18 protein-coding genes are annotated in these 19,303 nt (G+C 67.0%); 9 read left to right on the top strand and 9 right to left on the bottom strand.

Annotated elements, in window-relative coordinates:
• Positions 1-43 precede the first annotated feature (43 nt).
• The 5 genes from VKV57_14035 to pyrB form a co-directional block, all read right to left on the bottom strand.
• Positions 44-934, bottom strand: coding sequence for a branched-chain amino acid ABC transporter permease (locus VKV57_14035; protein HLW61022.1), 891 nt, complete (start codon positions 932-934; stop codon positions 44-46).
• 10 nt (positions 935-944) lie between these two features.
• The gene (locus VKV57_14030) at positions 945-2,189 is read right to left on the bottom strand and encodes an ABC transporter substrate-binding protein (GenBank protein ID HLW61021.1); all 1,245 of its coding nucleotides are present in this window, start codon (positions 2,187-2,189) and stop codon (positions 945-947) included.
• Between the two features lie 58 nt (positions 2,190-2,247).
• Complete coding sequence (locus tag VKV57_14025; GenBank protein ID HLW61020.1) at positions 2,248-2,979, bottom strand: ATP-binding cassette domain-containing protein; 732 nt, start codon at positions 2,977-2,979, stop codon at positions 2,248-2,250.
• Positions 2,980-2,994: 15 nt separating this feature from the next.
• Positions 2,995-3,756, bottom strand: a complete 762-nt coding sequence (locus tag VKV57_14020; protein ID HLW61019.1) for an ABC transporter ATP-binding protein — start codon at positions 3,754-3,756, stop codon at positions 2,995-2,997.
• A 192-nt stretch (positions 3,757-3,948) separates the two neighbouring features.
• Positions 3,949-4,968 carry an aspartate carbamoyltransferase gene (gene pyrB, locus VKV57_14015; protein HLW61018.1) on the bottom strand — a complete coding sequence of 340 codons (1,020 nt, stop codon included), beginning with the start codon at positions 4,966-4,968 and terminating at the stop codon, positions 3,949-3,951.
• 124 nt (positions 4,969-5,092) lie between these two features.
• Between pyrB and VKV57_14010 the strand changes: the two genes are divergently transcribed.
• From VKV57_14010 to VKV57_13980, 7 genes are all read left to right on the top strand, one after another.
• The gene (locus tag VKV57_14010; protein HLW61017.1) at positions 5,093-5,482 is read left to right on the top strand and encodes a nuclear transport factor 2 family protein; all 390 of its coding nucleotides are present in this window, start codon (positions 5,093-5,095) and stop codon (positions 5,480-5,482) included.
• A 44-nt stretch (positions 5,483-5,526) separates the two neighbouring features.
• Positions 5,527-6,546: an amidohydrolase family protein gene (locus VKV57_14005; GenBank protein HLW61016.1), complete on the top strand. Its 1,020-nt coding sequence runs from the start codon at positions 5,527-5,529 to the stop codon at positions 6,544-6,546.
• 93 nt (positions 6,547-6,639) lie between these two features.
• On the top strand, positions 6,640-7,656 hold the full coding sequence (locus tag VKV57_14000; GenBank protein ID HLW61015.1) for an amidohydrolase family protein: 1,017 nt from the start codon (positions 6,640-6,642) through the stop codon (positions 7,654-7,656).
• Between the two features lie 180 nt (positions 7,657-7,836).
• Positions 7,837-8,826 (top strand): hypothetical protein, encoded by a 990-nt coding sequence (locus tag VKV57_13995; protein HLW61014.1) that lies wholly within the window; start codon positions 7,837-7,839, stop codon positions 8,824-8,826.
• A 75-nt stretch (positions 8,827-8,901) separates the two neighbouring features.
• Entirely contained in the window at positions 8,902-10,431 is a 1,530-nt protein-coding gene (locus VKV57_13990) for a carboxypeptidase M32 (protein ID HLW61013.1), read from the top strand.
• 104 nt (positions 10,432-10,535) lie between these two features.
• On the top strand, positions 10,536-10,706 hold the full coding sequence (locus tag VKV57_13985) for a hypothetical protein (protein HLW61012.1): 171 nt from the start codon (positions 10,536-10,538) through the stop codon (positions 10,704-10,706).
• Between the two features lie 78 nt (positions 10,707-10,784).
• Complete coding sequence (locus VKV57_13980) at positions 10,785-11,387, top strand: hypothetical protein (protein ID HLW61011.1); 603 nt, start codon at positions 10,785-10,787, stop codon at positions 11,385-11,387.
• Here the strand turns inward: VKV57_13980 and VKV57_13975 are convergent.
• Positions 11,374-12,891, bottom strand: coding sequence for a M81 family metallopeptidase (locus VKV57_13975; protein HLW61010.1), 1,518 nt, complete (start codon positions 12,889-12,891; stop codon positions 11,374-11,376). The two genes, VKV57_13980 and VKV57_13975, sit on opposite strands and share 14 nt — an antisense overlap.
• Positions 12,892-13,207: 316 nt before the next feature.
• Here VKV57_13975 and VKV57_13970 point away from each other — a divergent pair, with 316 nt between their 5' ends.
• Positions 13,208-14,779 carry a long-chain-fatty-acid--CoA ligase gene (locus tag VKV57_13970; GenBank protein HLW61009.1) on the top strand — a complete coding sequence of 524 codons (1,572 nt, stop codon included), beginning with the start codon at positions 13,208-13,210 and terminating at the stop codon, positions 14,777-14,779.
• Between the two features lie 63 nt (positions 14,780-14,842).
• On the opposite strand, the gene VKV57_13965 is transcribed toward VKV57_13970, so the two are convergent.
• Complete coding sequence (locus tag VKV57_13965) at positions 14,843-15,883, bottom strand: prenyltransferase (protein ID HLW61008.1); 1,041 nt, start codon at positions 15,881-15,883, stop codon at positions 14,843-14,845.
• Positions 15,884-16,157: 274 nt separating this feature from the next.
• On the opposite strand from VKV57_13965, the gene VKV57_13960 reads away from it, so the two are divergent.
• Complete coding sequence (locus VKV57_13960; protein HLW61007.1) at positions 16,158-17,153, top strand: galactose oxidase; 996 nt, start codon at positions 16,158-16,160, stop codon at positions 17,151-17,153.
• A gap of 94 nt (positions 17,154-17,247) precedes the next feature.
• Here the strand turns inward: VKV57_13960 and VKV57_13955 are convergent, their stop codons facing one another.
• Both VKV57_13955 and VKV57_13950 read right to left on the bottom strand, forming a co-directional pair.
• Positions 17,248-18,246 (bottom strand): sensor domain-containing diguanylate cyclase, encoded by a 999-nt coding sequence (locus VKV57_13955; GenBank protein ID HLW61006.1) that lies wholly within the window; start codon positions 18,244-18,246, stop codon positions 17,248-17,250.
• Positions 18,247-18,657: 411 nt separating this feature from the next.
• Positions 18,658-19,164 (bottom strand): nitroreductase family protein, encoded by a 507-nt coding sequence (locus tag VKV57_13950; protein HLW61005.1) that lies wholly within the window; start codon positions 19,162-19,164, stop codon positions 18,658-18,660.
• Positions 19,165-19,303: the final 139 nt, after the last annotated feature.

The following is a 19,303-nucleotide window of genomic DNA, read 5'->3' as shown; positions in this document are numbered from 1 at the left end:
CGGAGACGGCCCCCAGCCGCTCCGCTCCCCCGCCCGCCGTTGCCTATGCCTCGCGGGTCCGCTCGCCCCAGAGCCCGGTCGGTCGCAGCACGAGGATGAGCAGCAGGAGCCCGAACCCGTACACGTCGCGGAACGAAGGCGAGACGAACACCGAGCCCAGGCTCTCGACCAGTCCGAGGAGCAGCCCCCCGACGATGCTCCCGGGGAGCGAGCCGAGGCCCCCGATGACGATGATCTCGAACCCCTTGACGGTGCTGAGGGCGCCGCTCTGTGGAAACACCAAGAACACCGGCGCCAGCAAAGCGCCCGCGGCCCCCGCCAGCCCCACGCCGATGCCGAAGGCCAGCATATCGAGTCGCGGCAGGTTGATCCCGGCGCACAGGGCGCCCAGGCGGTTCTGCGCCGCCGCGCGCAGCGCGCGGCCGAACCACGTCCAGCGCATCACCATCGCGAACACCCCGAGGAGGACGATCGTCCCAACGAACGCGGCGAACCGACTCCCGTTGAGCGGCAGCGGACCCAGCATGACCGGCGGGGCGTAGTCGGCGGGGGAGAACTGGTACGGCCCGAAGACCACGACCGCCAGGTTTCGCAGCAGCACGGTCAAGCTGATCGTGACGATTGTCGCATACTCGTCCAACCGCTCGACCTGCCCCACGAACATCGGCCGGAGGAGCACCCGCTGCACCAGCATGCCCAGGAGGCCGGCCCCGACCGCGGCCAACGGGAGGGCAAGGTACCAGCGGGATGATCCCAGCCACCCCGTGATCAGCAGATACTGCAGGTATCCGCCGATCATGAAGAACTCGCCCATCGCCCAGTTGATCATCTTCATGATGCTGTAAATGAAGGTGATCCCGACCGCCATCAGGCAATAGATCACTCCGATGACGAGCCCGGCGAGCCCGTACTGGACGAGGAGGGTGACGTCCACGCCCCGGCGCTCAGTGCGGGCCGGTGTACGTGCCGGTCTTCATCGCCGTAGGATAGAGGATCGGGGCCTGATCGTACGTCTCGTCGGTCTGGGTGAACTGCAAAATCACCATCGGCGGAGACCACTGGTGCCAGTAAACCCCCGCCCCCCGAGGAAAGGTCGCCCCGGAGCCGATCCAGGTATCGAAGCGCCCCCGCTCCAGGGCGGCAATGATCTTCGTCGGGTCGCTGCTGCAGGCCTGATTCATCGCCTCCGCCAGGATCACCGCGTCGCCGAACGAGTTGAGGTTGGAATAGATCGCCACGTCCTTGTACCGCTTCGCGTACTCGATGGCCGCCCACTTTCCGAGCGGGGACAGGGCCATCCGAGGGTGATAGTAGGAGATGAACGCGAGGTAGTTCCCCGCTGCGCCGAGGTTCTTCCAGTACTCCGGCCGCACCGGGAAATCGTACGATCCCAGCATCGGCACCTGCGGGAACAGCCCGATGTCGTGGGCCTGCTTGATGATCAGGTAGGCCGGCGTCCCGACCCCGACGTTGAGCAGCACATCGGGCTTCTCCGCCTTGAACTTCAGGAGCTGCGGGGTGAGGTCGGAGGAGGTTCGGTCGAAGATCACGGCGTCGAGGGTGACGTTCATCTTCTTTGCCGCGATCAGTGACTTGGTCGCCTCCGCCAGGCCGATCCCGTAATCCGTGTTCTCCGCCAGCATCGCGACCTTGTGCCAGCCCTGCGCCTGAATCCAGCCGAGCCACGCCGCGGCGCGGTCGGGGTCGATGGGGTGGGTGCGAAAGACGGCTTTAAAGTGCTTCGCGGTGATGTCCGCCGCCGACGCCTGCGTGCTGATGAAGGGCACCCCCAACTGATCCGCGAGGGGGGCCGCGGCGAGCATCGCCGAACTGTGAAACTGACCCCACACCGCCACCGCGTGATCTTCCGAAACCAGGCGCCGGAAGCCGGCGATCGCCTTCTCCGGAAGTCCGCTGTCGTCCTCGACCGCCAACCGGACCTGGGTTGCGGGCAGCGCGCACCCCCCCTTGCCCCCGAACAACCCGCCCATCACGGTATTGATGTACTGGATCCCCAGTTCGGCCCCCCGCTCGATCAGCTGCCCGGCCGCCGGATCGCCGGGAGGGGAAAGCGGGGTGAGCACTCCGAGCGTGACCGGAGCGGGCGCCGCCGAACCGACAGCGCCGCCCGCCGCCAGCGCGGCGATCAGCATCCCCCCCACCACGGTCACAACCAACCTCTGACCCATCTCAGTTCCCCCCTTCATCACGTGCGTGCTCCGAGGAGCGCGCCGCCCGGCCGCCGACTCACGACGCCGGTGCCGGTCCCCCCACCAGTGTCTCTCGGATGATCGCGCGCAGATCCCGGGCGAAGACTTCCCGCGGCCCCTCCCGCTCAACCCGCCCCATGACGATGAGGTAGACGTCGTCCGCGACCGCGACGGCCTCGGAGATGTTCTGATCCACCAAGACAACCGTCACCCCGAGGTGCCGACTGCGGACGAGCAGATCGTAGACCCCGTCCGCCACCCGCGGCGCCAGCCCCGCCGTCGGCTCATCGACCAGCAGCAGCGTGGGCGAGGCCACCAGCTCCTTCGCGATCGAAAGCATCCGCAGCTGCCCCCCGCTCAACGCCGTCGCCCGCGATCCCCGGATGGCGGCCAGCGTCGGGAACAAGTCGTACAAGTGCGCGAGGCGCTGGTGGAGCAGCGGCCGGTCCCGCCTGATCGTCCAGCCCCCGACCAGGAGGTTCTCCTCAACCGTCATCTGGGGGAAGGTGCTGGGACCCTGAGGCACATAACCGATCCCCAACCGCTTGCGCGCGTAGGCGGTCGTTTGCTGGATCTCGCGATCCCCGAACACGACGCGGCCCGCACGCGGCCGGACCAGCCCAAACACCACACGCAGAAGGGTGGATTTGCCCGCCCCATTCGGACCGATGACTGCGGTGATCCGGCCCGACGCCGCCCGCAGCGTCAAATCGCTCAGGATGTCGATGCCCGGATGATACCCTGCGACGACGCGATCGATCCGCAGCATGTCACCGCCTCCGGCTTACGGGCGCGCCGCGTCGGGGGGGAGCGCCTGACGGCCCCCGAGGTAGGCTTCGATGACCCGAGCATCGTGGGCGACGGCCTCGAGGGTTCCCTCGGCGATCACCTCGCCGTTGTGCATCACCGAGACCCCGCCGGCCAGCCGCCGCAGCGTGGTCATTTCATGGCTGACGACGAGGAAGGTGACGCCCAGGCGCCGATTCATGTCCAGGATCGCCTCAACCATCCGGTCTTTGATCGCCGGATGGACCCCGGCGAACGGTTCATCGAGAAGGCACAGCCGCAGCGGCTGCTGGATGAGACCGCGGGCCAGCTGCAGCAGCATCGCCTGCCCCCCGGACAGGACCCGCGCGTCGGCGTGGGCGAAACGCTCCAGCCCAACGAACCGGAGGGACCGCCACGCCTCCTCGACCCCGGTGGCCCACGGGACGCGTCGATGATCGGCGCAGGCGGGCAGGAGCAGATTGTCGAGAACCGTCATGTGCCGGAAGACGCGCGGCAGCTGAAACGTTCGCGCCACCCCCAGCGAGGCCGCGCGATCGGGCGGGAAGCCGTGAATCGGCCGGCCATCGAGGAAGATCTCGCCGGCGTCCGGAGTCAGCTGACCGCCGATGAGGTTCAATAACGTGGTCTTGCCGGATCCGTTCGGCCCGATCAGCCCGCGGATCTCGCCTGGGGCCAGCGCGGTGCTGACCCCCCCGACCGCCGCAACGCCGCCGAAGGCCTTGCTGAGGTTTCGCAGGGTGAGCAACGGGGCCGCCACGCCGGAGAGTTCGCCGGGGCACCCGCCTCGCCCTGGCAAGGGGCCGGGGCCCGCGCGGCGGGGGAAACGAGGCCGGCCGCAGGCGTGGGGCGCTCGCGCGGCGGGGGAGCCCCGCGACCGCCCGGCCGTCTTCAGGCAATCATTTATATGGTATGAACCCGAAGGAAAGAAGGTTTCCAGCCGGAGCGGAAGTCAGCGGCCGACCCGGCTGGTGACCCGATCCACCGCGCAGGTGAGCTTCAACAGAGCCATCCGGACGTACATGCCGGCCTCGGTCTGATCGAAAATGATCACCCTGGGATCCGCCTCCACCGACGTCGGCAACTCGCTGTATGGCCCTTCGACTCGCGGCAGAGGGTGCATGACGATCGCGTTGGGGGGAAGGTGGGCGAGGATGTCCGCGGTGACGCAGAACGTGTTCCGGATCCGCTCGTACGCGTCCTGCTCTTCTTCCGCGAACCGCTCCTTCTGAATCCGGGTGACGTAGAGGACATCGGCCTCGCGGACGCCTTCCCCCAAATCCTCTGTCTGGATGAACGGCACCTTGTGGCGGCGCAGGTACGCCAGGATGTCGTCCTTCATCTGCACCGGCCGGGGGGCGATCAACCGGAACGAGACCCCCCGGTACTTTGCCAGAAGGTAGCACAGCGATCGAGCCGTGCGGCCGTTGAGGAGATCGCCCGCCGCCGCCACGGTCACCCCCTCCAGCGTGCCGCGGGAGCGCCAGATCGTGTAGGCGTCGAGCAGGGCCTGGGTCGGGTGCTGGCCGGGCCCGTCGCCGGCGTTGAAGACCGGGATCGGGCGCCCGTTCCGTGGATCGGCGGCCGCGGCGGCCGCCCGCTCCGCCGCCCCCTCCTGATAGTGGCGCAGCACGATCGCGGCGGGTCGGTATCGGGAGACGACCCGAATCGTGTCCTCGATCGACTCGCCCTTGGCCGCGGAAGAGAACTCCCGCGCCGCTTCCGAGGACAAGACCCGCCCGCCGAGATGATAGGTGGCAAACTCGAAGGAAAGGCGGGTGCGGGTGCTGGGCTCGTAGAAGAGCGTCAGGACGATCTTACCCTTGAGGAGGTTGCTGCCCCCGCTGTTGGTGATCTCCTCGGCGAGGCGCGCCTCCCGGAAGATGCGGTCCAACGACGCGGGATCAAACTGCTGGGCGCGAAGAACGTGGGGCCATCCGGTCCACAGGTGGAGGATAGCGGGCGCGACCATACCGGCATCCCTTTCGCGCCCGGACGCGGCCAGCCCTGCCCGAAGCGACGAGGGGTCGTTGCCGTCGGGGAGAATCTCTCCCGCCGGGGCCCGCCTCACCCCGCGGGCAGGAGGACTCACACCCATGGCATCCGGCGGAATCACCGCCTTTCGGGACCTGCTCGTCGCGTATGCCGCGGCGTGGGACCGGCACGATCTCGACGCGATCATGGGCATGATGACCCCCGATTGCATCTTCGAGACCTCGGGGGGGGCCGAGCCGTGGGGGCGGCGCTACGATGGACAGCGCGCCGTGCGCGAGGCGATCGTCGAGATCTTCGAGAGCCTCCCGGACGTTCGATTCGTGAACCCCCGGCACGCGGTCTCCGGCGCCCGAGGGCTCTCGGAGTGGACGATGATCGCGACCCGCCCCGACGGCCGCCGGATCGAGGCGCGCGGCTGCGATCTCTTCGAGTTTCGAGACGGCAAGATTCACCGGAAGGATTCGTACCGCAAGCGCTACCTGCCGCGGTAGGGCACGGCAGGGGTTTCCCGGGGCCCCGCCGTAGACCAGCCTTCGTGCGGATCGATGTTGCCGCCCACATTCTCCCCGATGGGTACTTTGCCCGGCTCCAACACTTCCCGGGATTCTACATGTCCCGGCGCGTCAAGGGGATCCCCTGTCTGTGGAATCTCGATACACGGTTCCGGATCATGGACGGATTCCCCGAGTACCAGCAGGTGCTGTCGCTCGCCATTCCGCCCATCGACCGGCTGGGCCCGGCCGACGCCACCCCGGACCTCGCGCGGGCGGCCAATGACGAACTCGCCGACCTCGTCGCCTCGCACCCTGACCGCTTTGCCGGCGCGTTCGGCGGGCTCCCGCTCAACAATCCGGACGCCAGCCTTCGCGAGCTCGATCGGGTCGACCGCGACCTGAGGCTCATCGGGGTGCAGATTTACTCCAACGCGGCCACCCGCCCGCTAGACGAACCCGGCACCCTCGCCGTCATCGAAGAAGCGCTGCGCAGGCGCCTCCCGATCTTTCTTCACCCGGCGCGCGCAGCGGACCATCCGGACTACGCAGAGGAGAAGACCTCCCGTTACGACGTCTGGCAGATCTTTGGGTGGCCGTACGAGACGACGGTTGCGATGACCCGCCTGATCTTCACGGGGCTGTTCGACCGCCATCCCGATGCCGTGATCATCACGCATCACATGGGGGCGATGGCGCCCTTTTGTTCGGGTCGGATCAGCGGCGGCTACGACCAGTTCGGCTCCCGGAGCCCGGAAGATCGTGTGGAACAGTTGCCGGTCAGGCTCGCGCATCCCCCGCAGTGGTACTTTCCACGGTTCTACGCGGACACGGCGCTGTTCGGTGCCCCGCACGGGGTCCGCTGCGGCCTGGACTATTTCCCACCCGACCGGGTCCTGTTCGGCACGGACACCCCGTTCGACGTTGAAGGGGGGAGCCGGTACATTCGGGAGACGATCGCCGCGCTTGACGCGTGCGCGATTCCCCCCGACCAGCGCCGGATGATCGACGAAGGAAACCTTCGCCGCGTCCTCGCCCGGCGCGCGGAGCCCAGTCCGGCGTGACCGTCCGCGCGCTTGCCGTTGGCACGCCCAGCGGCCCTGTCGGGGCGATCGACGAGCTGAAGTCGGTGGAAACCGCACCACCAGGGGGAACGGATGATCATCGACGTGCACACGCACTTTTTCCCGCCCGGGTATCTCGAGCGTCTCCAGCGGGGACCGGACCCGTACGCGATCGGACGCGACGCCGACGGGCGCACGATCCTCACGCTGCACGGTGCCCGCATCGTGACAATGACCCAGGAGATGACCAGTCCCGAAGACCGCCTTCGCGACATGGCGCGGCTCGGGATCGATTTCCAGATCATCTCGGTCACGATCCCGAACGTGTACTTCGGCCCTCCCGAGCACCGGCGGGACCTGGCACGCATGGCCAACGACGGGCTGACCGATCTCACCCGACGCTATCCTGCCAAGTTTGCCGCCCTGGCGAGCGTCCCGCTCTCGGATCCCGACGCAGCGGTTCAAGAACTTGACCGAGCGGTCCTCGAGTTGGGGATGGTCGGGGCGGTCGTCGGCAGTAACGTCGGGGGCCGCTACCTCGACGATCCGGCGTTCCTCCCATTCTTCGAGCGGGCGCAATCTCTCGAGGTTCCGATCCTCGTCCACCCCATGCCGCCGGCGGATGCGGATGCCACCTTCGGCCGCGGGCTCGTCCCGCTGCTGGGCTTCGTCTTCAACACCTCGGCCAGCGTCGCGCGAATGGCGCTGGCGGGGGTCTTCGAGCGACTGCCCAAGCTCACGATGATCCTCGGGCACCTCGGCGGGACCCTCCCGTACCTCATGCAGCGACTCGACAACGGCTACCGGGCCTACCCGGAGGCGCGCGAGGCGATTCCGCACCCGCCCAGCCATTATCTCACGCGCCTCTTCTACGACACTGTCTCCTTTTCCGTCCCCTCGCTGCAGTGCGCCCTGGGGGCGGTCGGGCCGGATCACGTCGTGATGGGGACGGACTATCCCCACGTGATCGGTGATATTGCCGCCGCCCTGCGCACCGTGCACGCCCTCGACCTTCCCGAGGCTGCGGTCGCCGGCATCCTCGGCCGAACGGCCGAACGACTGTTCCCGCGGCTCGCCCGTGCCCCAAATAAACCCATCGGCGGGTGCTAGGACTCTCGCCACGATCTCACGAATCAGTCCAACATCCAGCTCAAAAAAGTGGCCTCCACGGCAGACGGCGTATGGTGCTGCTGATTGCACGGCAATCAGCGGGTACCAAAGGCGGCCGCTGTGGACCATTTTCACACACGAGGGCTCGGTCGTCACAGATCGATCGGAGAGACAACGGGCGTGGGAACCGAGCGGACACCTGGGGAGGCCGAACTGCTCTTGGTCGAACGGCCGCCGACCGACCGTCATCCGGTGGAGGTCTACCTGACCGATCGGACACCGCGCGCACGCGCCGCGGCGCGCGACTCCTTCGACAAGATCGCCTCCTTCCTTACCCTGGGACAGGGCACCGCGGACACCCTGGCCTGGCACCTCCTCAGGGAGACCCACATCGCCCAGATTCGCGGCGCGTTGATGACGCGCTACAGCGCGGCGGAGGCAAACCGCATGCTCGGCGCATTACGCGGCGTGCTCCGGGAATGCTGGCGGCTCGGCCTCATCGCGGCCGAGGATTACCGGCGCCTCCGCGAGGCGACCGCCGTCCGTGTCGGCGCCGGACCCTCGGGTCGCGCGCTGTCGCGGGGCGAACTTCGTTCGGTCTTCGAGTCCGTCGAGGACGAACCGCCGGCGCCGGAGCGAGGCAGCGCCGTCCGGACCCTCCTCTACGGCAACGGTAAGGTCCTCCCCCCCCAACCGACCCCCGCGGCGGCCGTGAGGTGGAATGCAATGACGATGGGGCAGTGGGACCTCCGGAGAGTCACTGCGAGGGAGGCGATCGTACACGCGCTCTGGGAAGCCGATGCGTGCCTCCGGCAGTGGGCGTTCTGCGCGTGTCTGGCGATGCTGCGTCGGGCGCTCGATCTGTGGACCGTCGGCTACCGCGACAAGTACGGCCTCACCTTCGAGTGGAGCGGCGGCGAGCGGGACGATCTCGCCGGACGCCTGCAGAAGATCGCCGAGGAGAACAAGCTATATCGGGAGACGATTCAGACGATCATGGAGGGCCTCCGCCAGGAGGCCGACGACCCGCACGGGGCCGTGATCTGCCGAGGGGGGTACGGGGCCAGCCGCGACGGCCTGGCGGCGATGCGCACCAAAGAGGCGTACCGCCGCCTCCACGAGATGGTGGTCAGCCTCATCGCGACGACCACCCCGGACCTCGCCATCTAGGGCGCGTTCGAGCCCAGCAAGTGGTCCTTTCGACCGGCCCCGCCCCAGCAAACCCACCGGACGGAACCCCTTCGCATGGTTGATCCCGCCGCGGCGCAAGCCCTCGAGGCTCTGAAAGAGCACCTCGCGGTCATCGTCGACATCCGATCGTCGATGGCCCTCCTGAGCTGGGATCAGGAGACCCAGATGCCGCCGGGTGGAGGGCCGACCCGAGCCCGGCAGCTGTCCACGTTGTCACGCATCGCCCACGAGCGGTTCGTGGCGGCAAAGACCCAGGAGCTCCTGGACGCTGCCGAACCACTTCTCGAGACACTCGATCCAGGATCGGACGAAGCGACGCTGCTGAGGATAGCTCGCCGGGACCTCGACCGCGCCCGAAAGCTCCCCGCCGAGTTTGTCGCGGACCGAGCGCGCGCGGCATCGGAGAGCACCGAGATCTGGCGGAAGGCCAGACCCGCGAACGACTTCCGCCTGTTCCGCCCTCACCTGGAGCGCATGGTGGAGTTCGCCCGGCGCACGGCGGAGTACCTGGGCTACGCCGCGCACCCCTACGACGCCCTGCTGGACACGTATGAACCGGAGACTACTACGCGCGACGTCGCCACCCTCTTCAACCGCCTGCGGGAAGTCACGGTTCCGCTCGTCGAGGCGATCGCCGACCGGGGGGATACGGTCAACCCTGGCATCCTCGATCAGGAGTACCCGCAGGCAGAACAGCGGAAGTTCGCCCTCTCCATCATCACCGCCTTCGGCTACGACACCGATCGCGGACGACTGGACACCTCCCCCCACCCCTTCTCGACCGGGATCAGCCGAGACGACGTCCGCATCACCACCCGCTATCCGCCCCGCTTGCTGGGCGCGATCTTCGGCATCTTCCACGAGTCGGGGCACGCGATGTACTCTCAGGGGACCGCGCCGGCGCTCGACCGCACGCTCCTCGCCGACGGCGCGAGCAACGGCATCCACGAATCCCAATCGCGCCTCTGGGAAAATCTCATCGGTCGGAGCCGAACGTTCTGGGAATACGCGTTTCCCAAAATGCAGGAGCTGTTTTCGAACCAACTGGCCGGGGTGGATGCGAACACCTTTTATCGCGCCGTGAATCGGGTGCGGCGGAGCCTAATCCGGGTCGAGGCGGACGAGGTCACCTACAACCTGCACATCATGGTCCGATTTGAACTCGAGCAGGCGCTCGTAGCGGGCGAGCTCAACGTCCAGGATCTCCCCGACGCCTGGGAAGCCAAGATGCAGGCGTATCTCGGCATCACCCCTCCCACCGACGCGGACGGCGTCATGCAGGATATCCACTGGTCGGGCATGGGGTTTGGCTACTTCCCCTCGTATACGATCGGCAATGTCGTGTCCGTGCAGCTGTTCGACGCCGCCCTGAGGGTGCACCCGGACCTGCCGGACCAGATCCGACGGGGCGAGTTCCGCCCGCTCCTGGCCTGGCTTCGGGACCACGTGCACGCGCACGGCCGAAAGTTCTTCCCGAAAGACCTTCTCCGCCGAGCCACGGGCAGCACCATGACTCCTGAGCCGTACATCCGGTACCTGCAGGAGAAGTTCGGGGAGATCTACGGGCTCAAGCCGCGACCCTGACGCTCCCCGTCAGGCCTGCGGGGAGCGCGCGTGGCGCATTGACTGCGGGGTCCCTGGAAGGGTATGGTTAACGCGATCGACCGGCATCTGAGGGAGGGAAACCGATGAGCGAGAAGATGAAGTCCTGCTTCACGCCTCACGTGCAGATGCACAGCTTGTTCGGCTTGGGCCTGGGCACGTTGCTGGCAACCGTGATCCCCGGCCTCCGGCTCACCTGGTTGGGGATCGCGATCATGGCCGTGGCCGTCGTGCTCGACGCCACCCGCAAGGCCTAGCCGCGGATCGTTGATCTGGAGACGTTGTCGTAGACCGTCGCCGGGCGACGGCCTCCGGACGTTGCTTTCGGGGGTGTCATGAACAGCCTCGGGCAGGCCAGCGCGATCCTTCCCCCGCGCGCGGCCGATGAGCTTCCCCGCATCTCCCTGCGGGCCAACTGGTGGATCGTCATCCCCGTCGCCGCGCTGGTGGCGGCCATCCAGAGCCGCACCCTCTGGTTTCTCAACTACGTGCACGTCTTCGCCGCGATCCTCTGGACCGGGACGGACATCTTCATGGGGTTCATCCTCGGGCCGATTCTCAGACGCGTGGACTTCCCGACACGCCGGGCCATCATCACCCGCCTGATGCCCCGGATGCTCTTCTACATGCCCACGGTCTCTACCGTCACCACGACCGCCGGGTGGTACATGGCCTCGTGGCTGGGTCTCTTCCACCTCCCCTATCCGCAGATGATGTGGCTGTGGGTCGCGCTGGCCATCGTCGCCGTGATGACGGTCCAGGGGCTGGGGTTCCTCCTGCCCATCAACCTCCAGGTATACTTCGAAATGTGCAATGATCGGCCGGACGGTGAGCGGATCAAGCGCCTGATGGGGTGGTACATCAAGATCGTGGCAAGCCAGGCGGTCCTCCAGTTTGTGATCATCTTCATCATGGCGCGGTTCGCTACGGGGGGGTGACCGCTCCCCCCTCCCGCCGGCCCCGCGCGAAGACCTGCGGGCGGGGCGTGAAGGGCACGTCGGCGTCCAGAGGGAAGATCGGCCGCCGGCAGATCCGATGCCCCAGCGATTGCAGGTTGGCGCTGGTTGCACCGGGGGCATCGATGTTGAAATCCACCTCCGCCCACTGATCGTACATGTGGTATTCGCAGTGAGGTGATTTCACGACGATCAAGTCGTAGGCCTTGGGATCGCGGCCATGGGCCAGGAACATCGCGCGATCGAAGAGGCTGACGGACCGGGTCATCGCCACGATGGTGAAGTTGTCGCCCACGAGCACGGCGGTGGGGCCGGCCTCAAGCGCACTGCCGCTGGTTTCGAGCGTGGCGTGACCATCGGAGAGCATCTCCACGGTCACCGTAAGCTCGACGGGCGTGAAGCGCCTGTCCAAAGCGCCTCCGAGCGCGACGCGTAGGGTGGCCCCCACCCCGACCCGGAACGCGGCGGCGACCGCCGGGGGATCGACGATCGGCAAGAGCACCCGCCCCCCATACTTCGCCGCCAGCAACCCGGCAAGGATCGCGTTGCTGTCGCCGGTTGCCCCTGACGAGGTCGCGTCGGCGGCATCGGTGAAGATCACCGGCCCGCGGATGTGGCGGGCTTGGGCGATCGCCCGGTCGAGCGCGATGAGTTTCGCCTGCATCCGGAAGCGCTGCGCCCAGAACCCCTCGGCCAGTCGGGCCGCCTCGGCACTCGCCAGGTCGGCATGGCGTTCGACGACCACCACCGCTTGGCTGCAGAGCTCAGGCACGTCGGTGAAGGGATTGCCGATCATGACCCCCGCCGCGAGCGCCCGGCGCTCGCGCTCGAGACGCTGGGCCTCCCGGATGACCTCCCCATAGCATCCCGACTTGGTGATGAGCTCGTCGCCGCGCACCAGAGCGGGAATCACCACCCGCGTGATCAGGGGGGTGAGCCTTCGGTCGATGATCTCCATCAACAGGCGAGCCGCACGGGCGCCGGTATCGGCGAAATCGACATGTGGGTAGGTGTGGTAGACGGCCAGGCCGTCGATGTGACGGAGCATCCGCTCGGTGAGGATGCCGTGCAGGTCGAGTGAGATGACCACAGGGATCTTGTCCCCGACGAGGCGCCGCATCCCCGCCAGCAGGTAGCCCTCGGGATCGAGCTCCCCATCGGCACCCATGGCGCCGTGCATCGAAAAGTACACACCGTCGATCGCGGAGGCATGCTCGCCGATCGCGGTGAGGATCTCGTCCGACAGCCGCGCCCACCCCGTCCGCGAGAGGAGACCCGCGCTTCCGGCGCGCGCGCTGTAGGCCGGCACCACCTGCACGTCGGCGCGCTCGCCGAACTCACCGACCGCACCGCCCATCGCCGTGTTCCGCCCCCGCTGCGCGAGCAGGGCGCTGCCGCGGCGGACGGCAAAGTTTTCATATTCGCTGGGGACGGGGTTGAACGATGAGATTTCCTGCATGCATTCGACCAGGAGAATCCTCGGCACGGGCGCACCTCTTCTCGGTTCTCCTCATCCGTATTCTGGGCCAACCGGCGGAGGTCCGCTGCCGTCGGACCGCGCGAGATCCCGCGCGGGATCGGCTGCGGGCTGGGGAAGCCTGCGCCGACCGGGGCCGTGCGGTCATGGCCTTCCCTGCAGATACCCGTCATACGCCCGGCCCGTCGACCGACAGGGGCCTCCTGCCCTCCGCTGGGGGATCGGGTGCCGTGCACGGGACGCGGAGGGATCGAGGAATCGGGGGCGACACCACCGAACGTCGCCCTCAGCCTGAACGAACGCGAGGCAGGGGGAGGTACCGAGCATGGAGATACCTCTGACTCCGCTGGAGTTCGCGCGCCGCGCGCGCCGCCTGTACCCCCAGCGTGAGGCGGTGATCGACGGCGACGTGCGCCTCACCTACGAGCAGTTCTTTCGGCGCTGCGATTGCTGGTCGGCGGAGCTGCAACGGATGGGAGTGCGGCAGGGGGACCGGGTCGCGTACATCGCACCCAACACCCACGCGCAGCTGGAATCCTTCTACGCGGTGCCGCAGATCGGAGCGGTCCTCGTTCCGATCAACTACCGGCTGAGCACCGACGACTTCGCGTACATCCTCAACCACAGCGGCGCGCGGGTCGTCTGCGCCCACGTCGATCACCTGGACACGGTGGACCGCATCCGATCCTCACTCCCGACGGTCGACCATTTCGTGGCGTTGGAGGGCAGACGCGAGCACTGGCTGGACTACGAGGACCTCCTCCAGCAGTCCCGCGCAGATTTCGTCCGCCCGCCGATCGCGGAAACCGACCTGCTCACGATCAACTATACGAGCGGCACGACCGCACGCCCGAAAGGCGTGATGATCACCCACCGCAACGCCTACCTGAACGTCGTCGGCACCCTCGTGCACATTCACATGTCCCCGGCCGATCGCTATCTCTGGACGCTGCCGATGTTTCACGCCAATGGATGGACATTCGTCTGGATCGTCACGGCGGTTGGGGGCACCCATATCTGCCTCCGCCGGGTCGAGCCTGACCAAGTGTACCGGCGCTGTGCCGACGACGGGGTCACCATGCTGTGCGCGGCCCCAACGGTCCTGATCCGACTCGCGAATGCGCCGGAGGAGCTGCGGCGGACCGCCCCGTCCGGCGTCCGGGTGGTCACGGCCGGGGCACCGCCAGCCGCCGCCACGATCGCCCGCATCGAAGGCGAGCTGGGATGGAATATCACCCACGTCTACGGCTTGACGGAAACGTCCCCGTTCATCACCGTCTCTGAACCCAGGCCGGAGCACGCCCGGCTCTCCCCCGATGAGCGTGCGGCGATCAAGGCTCGGCAGGGGGTGGAGCTCGTCACCTCGGGGGAGCTGTGTGTCGTCGACAGCGAGGGCCAGGAAGTCGCGCCCGATGGGCAGACGATGGGGGAGATCCGGGTTCGGGGCAATGTGGTGATGCAGGGATACTTCAACGATCCCGCGGCCACGAGCGCCGTGATGCGAGATGGTTGGTTCCGCACCGGGGACGCCGCCGTGGTCCACCCGGACGGATACGTCGAGATCCGCGACCGCATCAAGGACGTCATCATCAGCGGTGGAGAGAACATCTCCTCGGTCGAGGTCGAGGGAACGCTGCTTCGACATCCGGCGGTGCAGGAAGTCGCGGTCGTCGGGCTTCCCGATGAGGAATGGGGAGAGGCGCCGCACGCCTTCGTGGTCCTCAGGGCGGGCGCAGAGTCCACGGAGGGGGAACTGCGGCAGTTTGCCCGCGACCGCTTGGCCCACTTCAAGGTTCCGAAGACGTTCCGGTTCGTCGACGACTTGCCCCGAACGGCCACCGGCAAGATCCAGAAGTACGTCCTGCGGGGCCAACGGGCGGCGATCGCCCGCCAGTAGGGTGCGGGCTGCGGGACCCTGCGGAAGCTGCGGGTGGCCGCCGCGACGTCCGCCGAGCGCTGCCTAGCCCGGGCGAAATCCGGTCGGGATTGCTCCGATCGCCAGCCCGGCGATGTACAGCCATCCAAACAGACGGTTGTGGACCAGCGCGACGCGGTGGTACCAAAGGGGCCAGCCGACGTACCCCGAAGGCGGCGTCAGGGGTTTGGGTCGTCCGATCACCGCAAGGGCGCGGCCGGCCCGGGGCAGCGCGAGGGCGACGAGCGCAACGAACGGCGTGAGGTGTTCCGCCGCGATGAGGGCGACCACGGCGACGTACATCGCCGCGATGACCGCCCGGGTGAGCGCGCGTGCCCGGCGCTCGCCGAGGATCACGGGTAGTGTGCGCTGCCCGTGGGTCCGGTCGAACTCCGCCTGGTCGATATGTTTGCCGATGAGAATGGACATCACCCCGAGCCCATACGGCACCGCGGCGAGGAACGCCGTCAGCGACGACCGCCCCGTGATCGCGTAGTATCCGCCTCCCACCATCAAGGGACCCCAGACCACGAACGCGGCCACCTCGCCCAGGCCGAGGCTCTTCAGCGGTCGCGGGGCGGCATCGTAGAGATAGAGTAAAGCCAACCCGGCCAGGGAGTACCCCACCGCCGGGAGGCCGCGCACGATCCAGAAGTATGCGGCGATCGCTGTCCCAATCGCGGCGAGGATCGCCAAACCCACCAGCAGGCTCTGTGCGTCGAGCACCCCGCTGGCGATGGGGTGGATCGTGTATCGGATCCTGGGCGAGTCGGGTGTGTCATGGCCCCGTCGGTGGCCGAAATAGTCATTGCTCAAATTGCTGATGGCGTGCGCGGTGACGAATCCAACGAGCACGAGGACAAAGGACACCGCGTTGAACCGACCATCGGCCGCAGCCAGCAGTCCGGCGATCACCGCAGCTTGGACGGAAATGACAAGAATAACGCTGCGGGCAGAGAACAAAAACTTTGAGACCGGGTCGAGTTGCGCAGCCGTGCGCTCCCGAGGCGGATAGAAACCCACGAATGCGCGCAGCCACACCCGCGGCCCGCGGAGCACCGCTCCCTCCGACGCCGGTCCCGTCATACCTCCGCCTCCCGTCACCCCAACTGGAGTTCTGCCCTCTGCTCCGCACCGCCCATTCCGCATTGACGTCCGGTCGCGTAAGGCCGGCAGCGCCAACGACCCCGGGCCGGCCGCGGACGAGGGATGGTGCACCGCCGGCGAACCCTCGAGGGAGCATTCGCTAGAATCATAAACCGGGCGATGCAAGAGACGCAAGCCGTGCACGTCGCCCCGAGGAGGCTCCATGGAAGTCCACCAGCGGGGTGGGAGTGAACCCAGGGGGGAGTGCCCATCGTTGCCGTCACTGCGGCTGACCCGGAGAAGCGCCCTCGCCGGGCTGGCCGTGGAGGGGATTGCGGCATCCGCACCGGTCAGCCTGTGGAACAAACGAACCGTGACACGGGTGGTGGCTCAGGCAGCCCGTGGCCGATGGGTCACCAAGGCCCCGCTCCCCGTCGCCCGGAGCGAGGTAGGAGTGGCCATATGCAATGGACGGATCTACGTGCTCGGCGGCTACGCCAACGGCCGCGTCGATCAACCATTTAACCGTGAGTACGACCCGCGTGTCGATACCTGGCGAGCGCGTTCTCCCATACCGCGGGGGCTCAACCACGTCGCTGCCGTCGGGGTCGGTGGGAAAGTGTACGCGTTTGGTGGGTTCACCGCCCAGAATCAGAACGCCGTCCCGGACGCCAACGTCTATGACCCGCTCACCGACCAATGGCGCGCCGTGGCGCCCCTTCGCGCCAAGCGGGGCGCCGCCGCGGCCGTCGAGCTGAATGGCAAGCTCCACCTCATCGGGGGACGGGATGAGGTGAGCGTGGCCGACCACGACGTGTATGATCCGACCGCGAATCGGTGGACCGCCCTGGCCCCGTTGCCCAAGGGGCGAGATCACTTGGGCGTCGCCGTTTTGGGAGGCAAGATCTTTGCGGTCGGCGGCCGCTTCAACACTTTTTCCTACAACACCAATCTCCGCGACGTTTACGACCCCGCCTCGGGCAGTTGGCGCCCTCGCGCGCCGTTGCCCGCTCCCCGCAGCGGCATGGCCGTCGGAGTGCTGGCTGGACGCATGTTCGTGTTTGGGGGAGAGCGGGCGGGTGGGGTTTTCGCCGAAAATGAGGCGCACGATCCGACGACCGACACGTGGACGACGATGGCCCCAATGCCCACACCCCGCCACGGCACCGGGGCGGGCGTGGTCGCCGAGGCGATTTACATCCCCGCCGGTGCACCGGTGAATGGCGGAAGTCAGCAGTCGGGGGTCAACGAAGCCTTCGTCCTATCGTAGGCGGAGCGGCCGACCTCGGTGGACGACGTGCTGCTCGCGGGGAGTGTGGATCCGCCTCCCACGGGAATGGGGGTCTCCCGAGGATCAGGAAAGGCTACGCGCCCACTTGTTTCATGGCAAACATCCGATCATCCGCCACCTTCAGCAACTCTTCCGGGTTGCCGCCATCTTGGGGAAACGAAGCGGTCCCCCAACTGAAGGTGATGTTGTGGCGGCGGCCGTCACCCAGCACCCCGATCGCGACCGGCTGGAGGCGGTCCAGGATCTCACGAGCGTCGACGTCGTTCGTTTCGGGGAGCATCAGCACGAATTCGTCCCCACCAAATCGAGCCAAGAGATCAGACGCCCGTATCTTCCTGGCCAATGTGCTCGCAACGTCGACGAGAACCGCATCACCGATCACGTGACCGTAGGCGTCGTTGACGACCTTGAAGTTATTGAGATCCAACAACACCAGAGTCATTGGGCGGTCCATGCGGCGGCTTCTGGCAATCTCCGCATCCAAGGTATCAAGGCAGTGCCGACGATTGGCCAATCCTGTCAGGGCATCGGTGGCCGCGAGCTCCTTGAGGCGCTCATGGAGAAGGGCCACGTCTACCGCGCCCGCCAGGTACCGCGCGACGACGGTGAGCAGATCAAGATCCGCCTGTAAGAACGCCCCGATTTTATCGCGATAGGCGCTCAATACCCCAATCACTCGACCGCCCGTGACCAAGGGAGCGTAGATGCCCGACCGGATATGCTCTTCCCGTACCGACAAGCGGCTCTCCCGGTGCATGTCGTTGACGAGCAACGGCGCCCCTGTCTTGACGATTTCCCAGAGCAGACCCTTGCCCCGAGGCAGAGTCACCCCGAGGAGCCCTGCCCTCAGTCCCGATGCCCCCCGGACACACAGCGCGTCGCTGGGAGATGATCCTTCGATTAGGGAGACGATGCACGAGTCGAATTCGACCTCTTCCTGGAGAATGCGCATCGTATTTTGTAGTAGATCGGAGAGGTTGAGTACCGTCGTAAACTCGGACGCCAGCCGAGCTAAGAACGCGAGGGATTTATCAGGACCCTGTACAATCCCGCCACCAGACCGCTTTCGCACCTTTGACGTTATTGTCGAACCTCCGACTGGGTAGGGTACGAACGCAAGAAATACGAAGCAAGGCAAAGAAACCCGCCCTCACCGAAGAGGTGCCCAGAACGGCCTGGCTTCAGACGTTAGGGCACAATCGGCGCGTCCGCGAGACCGCCAACGGGCGAGACCCGGGGCGGCTCGCAGCCGGACGACCGCAGTCGCACCGGGGCATGTTTCGGCGGCCAGCGCGCAGACCAGAGGCGTAGCGCACGATCCGGGCGGTCGGGCCGCGGCCTCCAATCGCCCGGGTGAGTTGGTCAAGGGAAGAACGATATGTACGGCCCCCGCCATCTTCACCGCAAGCGTCGGATAGATCTAGCAGTCCCGGGCTCGGCATAATGAGCGATGCCATCATAGGGCTTGCGCGGAACACCGGCGTCATGGCAAGGGCTGGCCGAATCGCTCGCGGTGGGCTACCGTAGAAAGCGACTTGCGCTGCTTCTTCCCCCCGCTGCGGGCCCGCGCCGGATAGCCAAACGGCAGAATAGCCAGTACGTCCAAGTCCTCCGGGATGCCCAGGAGTGCCTTCACCTCGCTCATCCCGAGGAAACCCACCCAGTTCGAGCCGACTCCGCTCGCCCACGCTGTCAAGATCATCGATTGGATCGCCCGGCTCGCATCGGATATGGCGAATCGCGTCTTCTCAATCGCCACAACAACTGCCAGGGGTGCTTGCGCCACGTACGATCCCGTTCGTGCCAGCGCACCCAGCTGCCGTAGCGTCTCGCGGTTCTCAACGACAATAAACTGCCAGGGCTGGCCGTTCATGCTGCTCCCCGTCAACCGGCCGGCCTCCACGATCCGCCGCGTAACGTCCCGCGGCACAGGTCCCTCTTGGTAACCGCGCACAGCCAGTACGGTCCGTACGGCCTCGAAGACCTCCATCGCCTGCCTCCTTTCCAACGAACGCTCGGTTCGAGGCGGGGCAGCCCATTGATCCTAACCGCCTCGAGCGCGGCGCCCGCCGTGAGCCGACCGTGACCGTTTCGACGGAGATTCACGACTTCTCTTCCATCAAAAGAAA

The organism is bacterium (assembly GCA_035307765.1).
GTDB lineage: Bacteria > Sysuimicrobiota > Sysuimicrobiia > Sysuimicrobiales > Segetimicrobiaceae > Segetimicrobium.
Note: the sequence above shows the minus strand (reverse complement) of the source record. Positions and strands in the feature narration are given on the sequence as shown.